Here is a 14936-nt window from a genome sequence, read left to right on the forward strand (position 1 = left end):
CCGAGCGGGCGGTCATGGAGCTGGCGCTCTTCGAGCACCTGACCCACGTCCAGATCGCCGAGCGCTCCGGGATGCCGCCGGACCCCCGTCAGGCGTCGCATCCGGGCGGGCTTGGGCCACTTGGGCGCCCGGTGACCGAGCCACCGAAAGCCAGGACGTGCCCCCCGGGGGTCGGTGCGGCGTGCAACCGCCGGGATCGAGCGCGCCGACGAGGGGATCACTCGAGAGGCGAAGGATCCGACCGCTCCCGACACACGGGTGGCCCCGGCCGTCCCGCGACCTTGACGCCGATGACCGTGGGCGCCGGGCTCACAGGGATGGCACCACAGCACTGCTTGGTGTGCGCATCTACCCAGAGCTGCGGCTAAGCGGATCCACGGATCACGGACAGCCTTTTCGGGCGCACCGTTGTTGTCGACACGTCTCCTATGTCGAGTGATTGAGCGCCACGCCCGCGTCCACGCCGCCATGCCCTCTGTGAGAGAAAGTCATCGGGTTTGCGCGAACTGTCATCCTCGGGTCGAAGGAGCCGAGACGACTCGGACCGCGCCAGCGGCTGTCGAGCGTGCGGCGGCGGCATCGTTGACCAGCGAGAGGAAATCACCCACCCGGACGTGCTCCTCGAGCGGGTGCCGGAAGCGGCTCTGATGGACCACCGTGTACTGGTTTCGGCGGCCTACCCGATGGCGCACGATGTAGCCGGCCTCCTCCAGGTCCTTGACGATCATCTGCACCGCGCGTTCGGTGATGCCGACCTGCATGGCGACGTCCCGCATCCGGGCCTCCGGATCGGCAGCCAGCGCGACAAGGACGTGCCCGTGATTCGACAGGAAGGTCCACCCTGTCGTCGGCATTGCAGTCATGCGAAGCATCATACGCGCATCCCGCGCCCGTATACCTATTGCACGGTTCCTCCGTTTCGCGTAATCTCCTTCGTACGCGGGGAGTGCCCACCGCACCCGCGGTGCCGCCGCCCGACAATCCCGGCCACGCAAGGCCCGGGCTGCAGCCGGTCCGGACCAGGACCGGGGGAGACCTCGCCGAACTCCTGGGGCTCCCGTGCCACTCCAGCACATGCAACGACTCTCCAGCGTCCTCCCTCCCTGGTCTCGGACGCGACAGGCGCCACGAATCCTGGCCGTGATCCTGGACCGGGACGATGTGGAACTGACCCTTCCGGCTGCGATCACGGTGGCCACCAAGGAGCGCCGCGAACTCTGCGTGGCCATCGTCCGGCCGCGTCCGCTGTGGTCGATGAACGCCGCCCTGTGCGCTGCGTTGGCCGAAGAAACCGACCGGCAGCTCACCGATCTCCTCGAGCTCGTGCGCGTCAAGACCGCCAGGCTCGCGGGTGAGCCGCGGATCAGCGTGCACCTGGTCGCCGGGCTACGGGGCCGCCGCCGCCAGAAGGTGCTCGACCGCCTCGTCGGCCACCTGGCCCGTCACTACGACGCCCGACCGATGGGGACGTGGGCGGCATGACGACCACCGCTCCCCACGCCGCCCGATCGCCGCGGCCACCAGCGGGGCCCTCCCCCGACACGGTGGTGCTCCTGCAGTCGGTCCGCAGCTACCCGTCGGTGTCCCTGCTGGCCACCACGACCCCGGCACGCCGCATGTCCGCCACCGACGCCCGCATCGTCTCGCGGCTGGCCGGCGAGGCCATCGAGCGTCTGCGGGCCGAACCGGCAGGAGAGGCCGAAGCGGTCGTGCGAGCACTGGACGGCACGGTGGCACATGCGCTCGCCGGACCCACCGGCCGGGCGATCGCCATCTTCGTCAGTGCCGCGATGCAGGAAGTGGTCTGCCTCCCCGTCCCCGTGACCGATCGTGTCGTGGTCGATCCGACCTTCGCCACCCGCGACCTCGTCCGCGGACTGCATCGCGCCCCGCGCCACGTCGTGCTCCTGCTCACCGAGCGCGAAGCCCGGTTGCTGAGGGATCCGGTGACCGGCACACCCCTCCTGCGAGCTCGAACTTCCCCATCACCGCCCCGGCCACTCCCGAACAGCGCACCCGACAGGCGGTCGAACGGTTCCTGCGCCAGGTCGACCGAGCCCTGGGCACCTACCTGCGGCTGCACCCCGCTCCGTTGGTGCTGGTCGGTGCCGAACGCACCCTCGCCGAGTTCCGCCGCTACTCGCGCAACACCGGCCGGCTGGCCGGCGTAGTCACCGGCAGCCTCAGCCAAGCACCGCTGTCCGATCTCGCGCCCCGCATCCGCGTGGTGCTCGAGGAGTACCTGCTCTCCCGACAGGACGAGGCGTTGAACCTGATCGACCAGCGCCGCTCCCGCGGCAAAGTGGTCGACGGGGTGGCCGCTGCCTGGCTAGCGGCACGCGCCGAACACCCGGAGATGCTGGCCATCGAGGAGAGCCTCGTCTATCCGGCCCGGATCAGCGAGGACGGCGACTTCCTCTCTCCCGCCGACGACACCGACCACCCCGACGTCATCGACGACGCCGTCGACGAGCTCATCGAGCTGGTCATCCAGCGCGGCGGCTGGGTCTCCTTCGTCGCCGACGGACTCCTCGACAAGCACGAGCGCGTGGTGCTGACGCTCCGCTGATGCCATCGATCACTCGCACCGGCCGACCGTGGTGCGTCAGGCGCTGGACGTTGCAACGCGAAGGAGAGCCTCGTGGCCACGCGCCCGCCTGTGCCGGTGCCGATCGTGTCGCGCCGCGCGAAGCTGGTGATCGGCGCCGTCGCCGCGCTGTTTCGCGTTGTTTACGATCATCAGCACGTTGACGAACGTCTACGTGAACTACCTGTGGTTCGACGAGACCGGCTACACCGAGGTGTTCTGGACCGAACTCGAGGCGCGGGCGCTGCTGTTCGGCGTGGCCGGCGTGGGTACCGGTGGCCTGGTTGCGCTGTCGATCTACCTGGCCTACCGGTTCCGGCCAACGTTCCGGCCGATGTCGCCGGAACAGCAGAACCTGGAGCGCTACCGGCAGTCGCTGGAGCCCCGCCGCGGCCTCGTGCTCACCGCCGTCGCCGTCGTCCTCGGCCTGTTCGCGGGGGGCACCGCGCACGGCAACTGGGAGACGTGGCTGCAGTTCCGCCACAGCGCCGACTTCGGGCAGGTGGATCCGCAGTTCGGCGTCGACACCTCGTTCTTCGTCTTCGACTACCTTTTACCGGCTGCTGCTGGGCTTCGGGTTCGCGATCGTGCTGCTGGCGCTGATCGGCTCACTGCTCACGCACTACGTGTTCGGTGGCCTGCGGGTGCAGACGCCGGGGCAGAAGCTCACCGCCGCCGCCCAGGTGTAGCTGTCGGTACTGCTCGGCCTGTTCGTGCTGCTCAAGGCAGCGGCTTACTGGCGGGACCGCTACGGGCTGGTGTACTCCGACCGCGGTGAGGTCTTCACCGGTGCCAGCTACACCGACGTCAACGCGCTGCTGGTGCCCAAGACGATCCTGGTGTTCGTCGCCGTGGTCTGCGCGCTGGCCTTCATCGCCAACGTCCTCGTCGGCAAATTACTGCTGCTGGTCTCCAGCCTCGTCATCAGCGTTGCCTATCCGGCGATCGTGCAGCAGTTCGTGGTCAAGCCCAGCGCCGACGAGAAGGAAGCCCCCTTCATCGAGCGAGCGATCGAGATGACCCGGCAGGCGTACGGGCTGTCCAAGATCGAGTACGTCGACTACGCGCAGGAGACCACCGGCGACGACGTCGACCCCGAGGTCGCGCTCGCCGAGTTGCGCGCTGACACGGAGACGATCCCCCAACGCCCGGCTGCTGGACCCGAACGTGCTGGCCGACACGTTCACCGCACGCCAGCAGATCCGGAACGTGTACGGGTTCCCCGAGAAGCTCGACATCGACCGCTACACGATCGACGGGGAGACCCGCGACTACGTCGTCGCCGTCCGCGAGCTGAACAGCGCGGGCCTGTCGGAGAACCAGAGCACCTGGATCAACCGGCACACGGTCTACACGCACGGAAACGGCTTCGTCGCCGCCCGCCCGCGAACGAGGTCGTGGCCGGCACCAGGGCGGCGAGCCGAACTTCACCACCCGGGACCTGCCGGTGCAGGGCGACATCGAGGTGGAGCAGTCGCGGATCTACTACGGCGAGCTGATTCACGACTACTCCGTCGTCGGCGCGCCGGAGGGCGCGACGCCGCGGGAGTTCGACCGGCCCGAGGGCGGGTCCGATGACGGGCAGATCAACAACACCTACGACGGCGAGGGTGGCGTCTCGGTCGGCAGCTTCTTCCGGCAGCTGACCTTCGCGATCTACTACCTCGAGCGCAACTTCCTTCTTTCCAACGCCGTCAACGAGGAGTCGAAGGTCCTCTACGAGCGCGACCCACGCGAGCGGATCGAGAAGGCCGCACCCTTCCTCGATGTCGACGGCGGTGGTCGAGGGGGTCAAGGCTGAAGGGCCTGTTGCTTCTGCTCCCTATCGGCGTGATGGAACTGCGCCGCTGGCCCAGCCGCCCGCGGTCGGCATGGCCTGAGCGCATGTCGGTGGCCGCGTGGCAGACGCGCCGTGCACAGCGAGGAAGGAGTCATCTGCCGGTGGCCCGGGATCTCGCTCGAACCGCGATGCTCGATGGCGACCCGACTCACAGCGTGTACATCTTGGCCAAGAGATAGACGGCTCCGGTATGTGACGCGGTAGCGGCCGCACCGGTGTCCCCGTACACATCGTTACGGAAGACGTGATGGTCGAGCCTGAGCACAGCGAGTGCTCGGCGTAGCCAGCAGCCTGCGTCCTTCAGCGACACGGTCGGGCCGTGCCCAAGCGCCATCCGATAGGTCAGGCTGATCGCCCGCAGCCCGCTTGCGTCTCAGGAGTGCAGATCGTGCGCCTCGATCACCCAGAGGCGACACCAGCGGCGGCCAACTCTCGAGCGGCATCGGGCAACTGGTGTGCGGTATGCCGGTCGAGCTCGCCCGCCAGGATTATCCGGCCGGTCTCCAGGTCGAGCGCGACGGTCGGCCGCTGCGGGGGGAGCTGGGGGCGAGCATGCATCGGCAGAAGCGGGGTCGCACGCCAACACCTTCCGATGCACGCCTCACAGGGGCCTGCACCGGTCGAGGGCGACCAGGGAGTGCACCGTGCGAGTTCTCGCCCGCCCTGTTGAGTTGGCTCCTGAGCGCGGAGGATACCCAGGTGGCTTCGAGCGGCCACTCACCCGCATTGTGGTGTCGGCCGCCGCGGCGAGCCGGAGAGCCTGTCGGTCTCGTACCGCACCACGAACATCAACGATCGGCACCCTCCGCTCGCCGGGCGGCCGATCGCATCCTCAGCTGCTGCGTTGCGTGGGAGCGCCGAGTTGGTCGGCGTGCCCGGCCTGGAGGGCCTCGATGAGCTCGCGTTCGGAGTCACGACTCAGGTTGGTCTGGATGACCGTCGGGTTGTACGGCCTGATCGCTTCGATCACCCGATCGACGGTCGCGTTGCGGGCCAGAAAGAAGACCGCCGCCTTGCCCGGCTGCAGCGCCTTCCCGATCTCCTGGATGAGGTCGTCGTTGATGCCGATGTCGGTAAGGCTGCCGGTCAAGGCTCCGGAGCCGGCTCCCACGCCAGCGCCGACGACCGCGCCCAACAGCGGATTGAGGAAAAGCAATCCGATCAGGCTACCCCACAGCGCACCAGTCGCGGCGCCGTAGCTGGCCGCGGTGGCGGTTAGGTTGACAGACTGGTGCAGTTTCACCGTGCCGTCCGATCGGCGCTCGACCCAGGCGGCGTCGGCGAGCTCAAGCAACTCTTGCCGATCGAGCTCCCCGGCCAGGTCGAAGATCCTCTCCGCGGTCTCTCGGCTGTCGACTCCTAAGACCAGCAGCTGCGCCACGACGGCCACCTCCTAAGGGAACGGCTATGCGGACGTTGGCGAAGCTACCAGCCGCACGGCGCTCCTACCGTGCCGGGTGATGCCGGGCCCATGGCGTCTGGCGGGACAGCCGCCGCGGCGCTCAACCAGTTCCGGTGCCGACCGACCGTGGCGACGTCGCCGTGCGCCGGACCGGTCGGGCGGCCAGTGGCCTAGTCTAGAGATCTCAGCAGCAGGGAGGTGGCCGCGAGGTCGCCGAAACGGGAATCCAGCATGAAGTCACCAGCGGCCGCGGTCATGCGGCCAGTGACCACGATGAAATCCTCGCCTTGAGGGACCAGCGCAACGCCGGCGCGAAGCCGTCCGGACCGGCGCCAGCCCGATCGGCCGCCCACCATCCGGTGGCGAATCTTGTTCCGTTGGCCACCGCCGCCAGGCCAGCGCCGTCAGCCGCACCGTCGCAGACCCGAGTGGGGTCGATCTGTGAACCGGAGCACGCGCAGGGGGCCGCGCGAGGAGCTCACGAAGGGGACGGAGGACGGCCGCTTTGCACGTTCGGCCTCGATCGGTCGATGCCGATCAGGAGCGCGGTAACCCCCGCCGAGACCGGGGGCAGCCGCCGTCCCACGGATCGCCCAGCGGGTTGATGATCATCATTCGTCCTCCAGTGAGGCCAGCCGCGGAACCCGGCCGATGGTCACGGGCGCCAGAGGCGACGAGACTGGCGGTCATGACCAAGCCGGTGACGGTCAACGAGGTCCTGGACGGGAGACCTTGCCAGACACCGACCGGCCGGACGAGCCGCGGGCGCTACGGGGATTCAGGGTTGTCCACGTCTTCGACATCAGCCAGACCGAGGGCGCACCGCTGCCCGAGATCCGCCCGCAGCTACTCACCGGCGACGCCCCCGCCGCGCTGTGGGGCGCGCTGGCCGCCCAGGTCACCGCGCCCGGCTTCACGCTGATACGCGAGCACTGCGGAGACTCCAACGGACGGACCGACCCCACGACATGCGTGGTGCGGGTACGCGCGGATATCGCCGGGGCGCAGGCGGTGAAGACCCTCGCCCTCGAACTAGCCCACATTGAGTGCGGCCATACCGGCGACGCGTTCGACTCCACCGGCTGCCGGGGACGGGCCGAGGCCGAGGCCGAATCGGTCGCCTACATCGTCACCGCCTGGGCCGGGCTGGACTCCGGCGCCTACACCGTGCCCTACGTCGCCGGATGGTCTGGCGGAGACACGGCGATACTGCGCGCCGCGGCAGCGACCATCACTGCCGCCGCCGGTCGCATCCTCGCCCTCCTCGAGGACGACAACGGCGGGGAAGACCCGGCACCGACCAGCCAGGCCAACCAGCCCGACCTACTCACCGCCGATGTCCTGCGCCGCGCGGTGTGATGGTGGGTGCGGTCATGCTCGCCGTCCTCCCCGCCGCCCGCGCGGCCGCCGTCGAACCGGGGCTGTCCCCGGCTTGGACCGGCCTCCAGCTGCTGATCATGAGGCCGCCGCCAACCGGTGCCCGCTGGACATCGGCTCCCCCGCCCGCCCACCGCCGTCGCCCTGATTGGCGCACTCGCCCGACTGGCCGCCGCCGACCTCGCCGTCGCCGTGGTCGTCCACCCCGCCCCGGACGGCTGGCAGCTACGGGCCGTCCTGCCCCAGCTGTCCGGGCGTCGCTGGTGGCCTTTTTGCGCCACCCGTACACCGCGGGCCGCGCTGTGACCGCGCACCGCGGCCCGCATCCCATCAAAACCGACACCGACACCGACACCGACACCGAGCAAGGAGAACCCCGCCATGACCGCCACTAACACCACCTCGACCACCACCGGCAGCGCGGTGGCCCTCGATACCGGCGCCGGCCGACCGTTCAGCAGGTCGACCCCCGCACGCTGCTGGTCGACGCCAACGTGCGCCGCGACGCCGGCGTCGACATAGACCTGGTCGCCAGCGTCCGTGACCTGGGCGTGCTGGTGCCGATCGTCGCCGTGCGTACCGCCGAGGGGCGGCTGCGGGTGCGGTTTGGGCACCGCCGCACCCTGGCCGCCATCGACGCCGCCCTGTCCACCGTGCCTGTCGTCGTCGCCGCCGACGAGGCTAGCGACGATGCCGCCGAGATTGAGCGGCTGGTCACCCAGTGGCCGAGAACGAGCACCGAGCCGGGTTGAGCACCGCCGAGCGGGTCGGCGTGATCGCCCAGCTCGCCGCGTTCGGGCTCAGTCCCACGCAGATCAGCAAGCGGACCCGGGCCAAGCGCGGCGGGGGTCACCGCCGCCGCCGCGGTGGCCGGGTCCTAGCTCGCGCAGGCCGCGACCGTCCGCTACGACTCTCTCGACCTGACCCAGGCCGCCACCGCCGCGGAGTTCGAGGACGACCCCGAGGCGGTCAAAGCGCTCGTGGTGGCCGCCAAGGGCGGGCAGTTCGACCACACCGCGCAGCGGCTGCGGGACGCCCGGGCCGAGGGCGCCGAGCGGCAGCGCGTAGTTGACCAGCTGCGGACGGCCGGCGCCCCGGTGATCGACCGCCCCGTCTCCGGTGATCCCGCCACCGACCTGCAGCGGCTCACCGCGCCGGCGGAACCCAGCTGAGCGAGGACGCCCATCGGGGCTGCCCTGGGCACGCCGCCTACGTCTCCACCCTGGCCGGCTACGTCAGCCCCGGCGCCGAACTCCCGACCCACGCCGCCGACAACCCCGACGACCCGGACGACGGCGGCGACCCAGAGGACTGCGACGAGCCGCAGGAAGCCGACCCGGACGAGGCCTGCCCCGACGAGGTCGAGGAGAGGGGACGGAAGTCGCGGCCGGTGTGGCGATCCTGGATCGGCGCGCGCTACGTCTGCACCGACCCCGCCCGGTACGGCCACCGCGACTGCGCCCACCGGAATCTGGTCTCGGCAGGTAATCCCAGAGCGGACTTGTCCCGCGCCGATGATAGCCAACTCTTGCGGAGGAGTGTTGAGGGAGCGCCTGTCTGGTCAAGCCGCTCGTACGGTTCACCCGCTTGCACCCACCGCCTGACAGCGCGGCGGGTACATGGGACATCGGGTCACCTCGTCGCGTGGCCGCGCCGGCCCTTGCCTGCCGTGAAGCGGTACACGGCGCGTAGCAGCCGACCGCCTGGTGACGCCCGCCCCCCACGCGGTGAGCGCATCGAGGGCGGTTCGGGCGCAGCGCGACGGCAGGGACTACGAACGCCTACCAGCACACTCCGAAGGGATGTTAAAGTCCGCCGCTCGGGCTGATGACCACCGTCTCGCGCCCGCGTCCAGCCGCCGTCCTTACAACCGGTACGCGCCGCCCACCGCCTTTCCAACACCTCGAGAGAGACCTGCCGCCGCCGGTTGCCGCCGGTGTCGACCGCTACGACGGGAGATCGAAATGATGCGGCAGGTCGCGGGCGGGATTTTGTGGGTCGGGCTGTTCGTCGGGATCTGCGTGGCGCCGCTGGTGTTCGCGCTGATCGGAACCGCCCGAGCCGGGCAGGGGTTCTGGACCGACTTCTCCGTCGCACTCGGGTTCGTCGGGCTGGCGCTGCTGGGGATCCAATTCGCACTAGTGGCACGGGTGCGGTCCGTCTCCGAGCCGTTCGGGACCGACGCGGTGATCCAGTTCCATCGGCAGGTTGGCGGCGTCGGACTGGTGTTCGTCCTGACTCACGTGGCGCTCTCCGCGCAGTGGAGCGAGCTGGTCCGCTTCGACGTGAGTGACACCCCGGCACGGGTGTGGTTTGGTGCGGCGGGAGCCTCCGCGCTCCTCCTGCTCGTCGCCTCCTCGCTGTGGCGCCGCCGGCTCCGGCTCTCCTACGAGATGTGGCAACGAGTGCACGCGGCCTTGGCTGTGGTTGCGGTCCTCGCCGCGGTCACTCACGTCCTGCTGGTCAGCTACTACGTCGATAGTCTCTGGAAACGAGCGCTGTGGATGGTCATGTCAGCGGCGTTCCTCGGGTTGCTGGTGTGGGTGCGGCTGCTGCGACCGCTGCGGCTGCGACGACGGCCGTGGACCGTGCATCGCGTGGTACCCGAGCGGGGTACCACCACCGTCCTCCAGCTGCGCCCGGTCGGACACCCTGGGTTGCGGTTCGAGCCGGGACAGTTCGCCTGGTTCAGCATCGGGCGCTCACCTTTCCACCTCACGTCCCATCCCTTCTCGTTCTGTTCCAGCGCCGAGTCCGAAGGGCAGATCGCCGTCGCGATCAAGGCGGCCGGCGATTTCACCTCCACCGTCAGGGACGTCGAGCCCGGCACCACTGTCTACGTGGACGGTCCCCACGGGGTGTTCTCCATCGACCAATACGAAGGCGCCGGATACTGCTTCCTCGCCGGCGGCGTCGGCGTCGCCCCGATCGTGAGCATGCTGGGCACTCTCGCCGATCGCGGTGATGCCCGACCGGTCGTCCTCTTCTCGGCGCACGGGTCCTGGGACTCCGTTCCGCTACGAGACGAGGTCGAGGCATTGACGAGACGGCTCGATCTACGGGTCGTACATGTACTCAACCAGCCGCCGCCGGAGTGGACCGGGGAGACCGGCTACATCTCAGCAGAGGTGCTGCGACGGCACCTACCGTCCCGCTACGACCGGTTCCAGTTCTTCATTTGCGGGCCGAACCCGATGCTCGACGCCATGGAGGACCTGCTGAATCAACTCGGCGTCCCCCTCGACCGCATCCACACCGAACGTTTCGCCTGGGTCTGACCGACCCGTTCAACACCTCGGGAGCGCCCCATGCGTCACGTCGTCATGACCCGTATCGCAGTGCTGACCAGTGCGCTGCTTCTCCTTGCCTGTCTTACGTTCGCGGCCATCCAGAACTGAACGCTGGCACCAACTCCTGGGCATGTCCGTTCTCGTGAAGGAGGCCTCGCATGCAGCAGCCGCGGAACCTGAAGATCGAAATACTCGACCGCGTGGCACTGGACAACCTGCTCGGCTTGATCGACAACGCTGCGACTCAGCCCGGCGCCGCGGAGCGAGTGGAGCACTGGCGGGCGACTCACGGTCACGAGCACGCCCCCTGGGAATCCCGGTCGTTCGTGGTCGTCGGCAAAGTTCTGATGTTCGTCCATCCTTGCCCTGACGGGGTGCTGCTGCCGTTCGCCGCCTACCCCGATGGCACCATCAAGGTGTACACCGACGCAGCCCACGCCGGGGAGAGCTTCTACCGCGACCCCCCAAGCGAGGCGAATACCGTTGGCTTCACTGACAGCGGCAGCACCGGGGAGGCATGAACGGGACTGCCCAGACTTCAGTTGACTCGGTTCGGTAGGGGCAATCAGGCCGCGGGAGCGGCCTGAGTCAGTGTCTCGAACTCGATGGGGGTCATGCGGCCGAGGGCGTCTTGGCGCCGGCGGCGGTGATAGGTCTTCTCGAAGACGATCGCCAGGCGCAGTTGCTCGCGGCTGGTCCAGCGCTGGCGGTTGAGGACGTTCTTCTGCAGCAGGCTGAAGAAGGACTCCATGGCGGCGTTGTCAGCACACGCTCCGACTCGGCCCATCGAGCCGCGCAGCTGAGCGTCGCGCAGCGCCCGGACGTAGGCGTGCGAACGGAATTGGCTGCCCCGGTCTGAGTGCATGATCGCTCCGACTGGGCCTCGTAGGGCGATGGCGTTGCGGAGCGCGTTGACCGCCAGCTCGGAGGTCATTCGGGTGTCGATGGAGTAGCCGACGATGCGCTTGGAGCTGGCGTCCTTGATGGCGCAGAGGTAGAGCTTGCCCTCGGCGGTGGGGTGTTCGGTGATGTCGGTCAGCCACAGCTGGTTGGGACGCTCGGCGGTGAACTCGCGGCGCACGAGGTCGTCGTGCACCGGCGGTCCGGGCTTGCGGTTCAGGCCGCGCTTACGCGAATGCACCGACCACAGCCGCTGCGACGAGCAGAGCCGGTTGACCCGGTTGCGCGAGGCCCGCACGCCCTGATCGGCAAGCTCGTCGGCGATGAACCGGTAACCGAACTCCGGATCATCGGCGTCGATGCCCGCTCCCGCCTCGGAGACCCCGGACGCCTAGCTTCTCGCCCACGTGTGCGCTGGACCCCGTCAGGGCCGGTGGACGGTCGAGCAATGGTGGGCCACGGCGAGAAGCTGGAGTACCTGCCGAAGGCGAGCTCGCCTCCATTGGACCGCGGAGTCGGACCATCGAGGAAGGCGCAAACCCATCTACTTCTGCCGGTTCAGGAATGAGAAGGGGTGGGATCGGAGCGCCGGGCACTTGTCGCTTCGGGCGCGACCAGATCACGCAGACAGCGTCTGCTCGTTGGATGCGCCCGCGAGGACGATGCACTCCCCCGGCACGACGGCCAGGTCCTGGACACCCCGCGGCTCCCACACCGACAGTGAGTGGCGGTGACGGCGGGATCGACGGTCGCTGGTCGTCTCCCGGCGTACAATCGCACAGCCGACCCCTTGACACCTTGGTTTGCACTCCACGGCGTCCAGGTCGAGGCTCCAACCGACCGGTCCTCGCCCCCCGGCGGCCGACGTCGAGTGCGTGGAGGAGGCGGACATGCGCGCTGGACACGGCGTCCCGTGCCTCCACCGCAAGCTTCTGACCGACGCCGTCCTGCGGCTGCTGGATGCGTTCGCCGAGAGCTATGACCCCGACAGCGCGAAGGAGTCCCGGCGGGCACTCCGCCGGTCCCCTCCCGGCCCGGGATCGCCGCCGCCGACCGCGGACACCGGTCCCGGAAGCCCGACCGTGAGGTCCGTCGGCTCCGCTCGGCAACGGCGGACCTCATCGCCCGAGCGACCCTGCGCGGGGGCCCGGGTCCTCGTGCCCCGACCTGGCCGACACGTCCCCGCGGAAGTGGCCGCAGTTGGGCACCGATGCCCGCCCGGCATCGAGGGGTCCTCGCCTTCCCGCTGCAGGTCGGCGGTATCCGCCCCGGCGCGCCCCACCTCTACCGGAGCACCGTCGGCGAGCTGTCCCGAGCGAAACCCGTCGACGCGGTGACGTTCGCCGACGTCGGTACCCGACTCCGCTGGGGACCGAAGGCCGCCCAGGACACCGCCCCGCCAATCGGCTCCACGCTCAGTAGCCGATCGTGGCGCACCGGCCGAGGCCGGGGCAGCGCCACGAGTGACCGCCACCGCCCCCTTCCGGAACCCTGTGCGTCCATCCCACGGATCCGGGGGTGGCGGTGACCATGTCGCCGCCCGCCGATCGTCCACAGAGCCACGATGGCTCAGGCTCTTCGCGGCCCACCGGGCGGTTGCGTACGCACAGCGCTGGAGCGCCGCTGGGCCGGGTCAGTGTCGGGCGGGTCGTCCTGTTGCTGCTCTTCGGGGTCTCGCTGTACCTGCTGGCGCCGCAGGTCGCCGACATGCTCGCGTCCTGGCCGCAGCTGTCCGACATCGCACCGTGGTGGTTCGCCGCGGTCGCCACGGGGCAGGTGCTCAGCGTCGCCTGCCTGGTCCTGCTCCAGCGGATGGCGCTGCGCACCTCGAGCTGGTTCCCGGTCACCACCTCCCAGGTGGCGAGCAACGCGTTCAGCCGCATCGTGCCCGGCGGCGCAGCCGCAGGAGCCACGCTGCAGTTTCGAATGCTGGGCCACGCCGGCATCGACGCCCCCACTGCGGTCACCGGGCTGGCCGCCTTTTCTCTGCTGCAGACCGCCAGCGTGCTGGCGTTGCCGGTCCTGGCCCTGCCTGCGCTGATCGCCGGCGTCTACGTGCCGCACGCCCTGCTCCAGTCCGCGGTGCTCGGTGGGGTCGCCTTCGCCCTGGTCGTCGCCGTCGGCGCCGTACTCATGACCGCCGACCGGTCCTTGACCGCACTGGCTCGGGCCGCGCAGTCGCTGCACAACCGCGTGGCGAAGCGCCGCCCGCCGGTGACGGGGTTGCCGCAGCGACTTCTCGACGAGCGCAACGCCGTGCGCTCGTTCCTCGGCAGCGGCTGGTGGAAGGCGCTGCTGGCCACCGCCGGCAAGCTCGGTTTCGACTACCTGTCGCTGCTGGCTGCCCTCGCGGCCACCGGCAGCCGTCCCCACCCTTCGCTGGTGCTGCTCGCCTTCGCGTCGGCTCTGTTGCTCGGCATGATCCCCATCACCCCCGGCGGCCTCGGGTTCGTCGAAGCCGGCCTGTACGGAACCCTCACCCTTGCCGGCGTCGCCACCGGGGACGCGCTCCTTGCCACGCTGGTCTACCGGCTGGCCTCCTACTGGCTGCCCATCCTCGCCGGACCGATCGCCTACGTGCTCTTCCGCCGACGCTACGGCTCGATGCGCTCCACGACCGGGGGTGAGACTTGAACGGCGTGGGGGTGGCGCAGGCGGCGGGGCTCGGGCGTCGGGATGGCGGCCGCGGTTGACGCCCGTAAGGTCGGCCGGCGCCGTGTGCAGCCGGTCGGTGACGTCCACGGCGGCCGGCGTGCCGCCCACATGCCGCCATGTCCCTTCATCGGATGGAGTGGCTCGCGCGTCGGAGGGTCTCGACGCTGCCCTCGAACGCCTCACGTTCCGGCTCGGTCATCTGCGGGTGGTGCATCTGCTGAACCCAGTGGCGACCCAGTACCGCCAGCGGCGAGAGCGTCCACCCCGTGGTCGGGCTCGTCCGCGGCCACGGAGAAGATGGACCGTCGGCGTCGAGCGGTCGTTTCTGCCCTGGCGGTGGCGGGCGCCGCGGTCGGGTCGGTTGGTCTCGACCAAGCGGTGGCCGTGCTCGCGTAGCTGGCGCACCCGGCCGGCGTCCCAGCTGCCGATTCCCTCGATGCCGAGGGCGTGGATCCGGCCGAACTACCGTGCCCATGACTCGAGCTGCCGGTAGCACTGCGGCGTGGTCGGGATCGTGGTGGTGCCGAGATTCCGTCCGAGCTGATCCAGCGCGACGGCCACGTGGATGTCGTCATGGATGTCGACGCCGACAGTGACGATCCGCTCTCCAGCGGTGCGAGCGTGGGCTGTGCCATTTGCTGCTCCATCAGGCGGCGGTGATGCAGCACCGGGTGGGGGCAGCGGACAGAACTGCGCTGGGATCTCTGGCCAGGCTCCTATCAGGTCACCCCGCTCTCGCCCGGCGCTGGTGACAAGCGTGCTTCCCCGGGCGGTTGACAATTCGGCGACAAGGCACCCGCCGGGCCGGTTGATCTACGGGTCAGGCCGCCCGGAGAAGCACGTCCATACCCTCGCAGTTGGTCTGTGGCCGGCGGACTTGGGGGG

General features: G+C 69.6%; 13 protein-coding genes and 3 pseudogenes. 13 read left to right on the forward strand and 3 right to left on the reverse strand.

Annotated elements, in window-relative coordinates; translation table 11 throughout:
* Window positions 1-509 precede the first annotated feature (509 nt).
* A complete protein-coding gene (locus BN344_RS02345; protein ID WP_051515666.1) occupies window positions 510-863 on the reverse strand; it encodes a helix-turn-helix transcriptional regulator in 354 nt (117 codons plus the stop codon).
* Window positions 864-1140: 277 nt separating this feature from the next.
* Here BN344_RS02345 and BN344_RS20535 point away from each other — a divergent pair, with 277 nt between their 5' ends.
* The 6 genes and pseudogenes from BN344_RS20535 (at window position 1141) to BN344_RS20970 (ending at window position 4388) form a co-directional block, all read left to right on the forward strand.
* Window positions 1141-1482: a hypothetical protein gene (locus tag BN344_RS20535; protein WP_040336845.1), complete on the forward strand. Its 342-nt coding sequence runs from the start codon at window positions 1141-1143 to the stop codon at window positions 1480-1482.
* Window positions 1483-1984: 502 nt separating this feature from the next.
* Window positions 1985-2569, forward strand: coding sequence for a baeRF3 domain-containing protein (locus tag BN344_RS20540; RefSeq protein WP_269319890.1), 585 nt, complete (start codon window positions 1985-1987; stop codon window positions 2567-2569).
* A gap of 178 nt (window positions 2570-2747) precedes the next feature.
* Window positions 2748-3365, forward strand: a complete 618-nt coding sequence (locus tag BN344_RS20955) for a UPF0182 family protein (protein ID WP_269319868.1) — start codon at window positions 2748-2750, stop codon at window positions 3363-3365.
* Window positions 3301-3615, forward strand: a pseudogene (locus BN344_RS20960) (UPF0182 family protein); the annotation flags it as partial. The gene BN344_RS20955 and the pseudogene BN344_RS20960, both read left to right, overlap by 65 nt.
* Before the next feature lie 139 nt (window positions 3616-3754).
* Window positions 3755-3910 (forward strand): annotated as a pseudogene (locus tag BN344_RS20965) (UPF0182 family protein); the annotation flags it as partial.
* A 124-nt stretch (window positions 3911-4034) separates the two neighbouring features.
* A complete protein-coding gene (locus BN344_RS20970; RefSeq protein ID WP_269319869.1) occupies window positions 4035-4388 on the forward strand; it encodes a UPF0182 family protein in 354 nt (117 codons plus the stop codon).
* A gap of 871 nt (window positions 4389-5259) precedes the next feature.
* On the opposite strand, the gene BN344_RS02365 is transcribed toward BN344_RS20970, so the two are convergent.
* Window positions 5260-5808: a DUF1269 domain-containing protein gene (locus BN344_RS02365; RefSeq protein ID WP_051515473.1), complete on the reverse strand. Its 549-nt coding sequence runs from the start codon at window positions 5806-5808 to the stop codon at window positions 5260-5262.
* 753 nt (window positions 5809-6561) lie between these two features.
* Here BN344_RS02365 and BN344_RS20065 point away from each other — a divergent pair.
* From BN344_RS20065 to BN344_RS02385, 6 genes are all read left to right on the forward strand, one after another.
* Entirely contained in the window at window positions 6562-7188 is a 627-nt protein-coding gene (locus BN344_RS20065) for a hypothetical protein (protein ID WP_051515474.1), read from the forward strand.
* 117 nt (window positions 7189-7305) lie between these two features.
* Window positions 7306-7512, forward strand: coding sequence for a hypothetical protein (locus BN344_RS19790; RefSeq protein WP_155858721.1), 207 nt, complete (start codon window positions 7306-7308; stop codon window positions 7510-7512).
* 188 nt (window positions 7513-7700) lie between these two features.
* A complete protein-coding gene (locus BN344_RS18845; RefSeq protein WP_051515475.1) occupies window positions 7701-7958 on the forward strand; it encodes a ParB/Srx family N-terminal domain-containing protein in 258 nt (85 codons plus the stop codon).
* Between the two features lie 231 nt (window positions 7959-8189).
* Entirely contained in the window at window positions 8190-8378 is a 189-nt protein-coding gene (locus BN344_RS18850) for a hypothetical protein (RefSeq protein WP_155858722.1), read from the forward strand.
* A 792-nt stretch (window positions 8379-9170) separates the two neighbouring features.
* Complete coding sequence (locus BN344_RS02380) at window positions 9171-10484, forward strand: ferredoxin reductase family protein (RefSeq protein ID WP_051515477.1); 1314 nt, start codon at window positions 9171-9173, stop codon at window positions 10482-10484.
* Window positions 10485-10654: 170 nt separating this feature from the next.
* Window positions 10655-11017 (forward strand): hypothetical protein, encoded by a 363-nt coding sequence (locus BN344_RS02385; protein ID WP_040336846.1) that lies wholly within the window; start codon window positions 10655-10657, stop codon window positions 11015-11017.
* 44 nt (window positions 11018-11061) lie between these two features.
* Here BN344_RS02385 and BN344_RS02390 read toward each other — a convergent pair.
* Window positions 11062-11769: pseudogene (locus BN344_RS02390) on the reverse strand (IS3 family transposase); the annotation flags it as partial.
* Window positions 11770-13052: 1283 nt separating this feature from the next.
* Between BN344_RS02390 and BN344_RS02395 the strand changes: the two are divergent.
* Window positions 13053-14030 (forward strand): lysylphosphatidylglycerol synthase transmembrane domain-containing protein, encoded by a 978-nt coding sequence (locus BN344_RS02395; RefSeq protein ID WP_051515478.1) that lies wholly within the window; start codon window positions 13053-13055, stop codon window positions 14028-14030.
* Window positions 14031-14936: the final 906 nt, after the last annotated feature.

The organism is Candidatus Blastococcus massiliensis AP3 (genome assembly GCF_000582785.1).
GTDB lineage: Bacteria > Actinomycetota > Actinomycetes > Mycobacteriales > Geodermatophilaceae > Blastococcus > Blastococcus massiliensis.

What these genes read in the sequence shown, in the direction of transcription:
- BN344_RS02345 (WP_051515666.1), bottom strand. Translation starts at nt 863, where the DNA reads ATGACTGCAATGCCGACGACAGGGTGGACCTTCCTGTCGAATCACGGG.
- BN344_RS02385 (WP_040336846.1), top strand. Translation starts at nt 10,655, where the DNA reads ATGCAGCAGCCGCGGAACCTGAAGATCGAAATACTCGACCGCGTGGCA.
- BN344_RS02380 (WP_051515477.1), top strand. Translation starts at nt 9,171, where the DNA reads ATGATGCGGCAGGTCGCGGGCGGGATTTTGTGGGTCGGGCTGTTCGTC.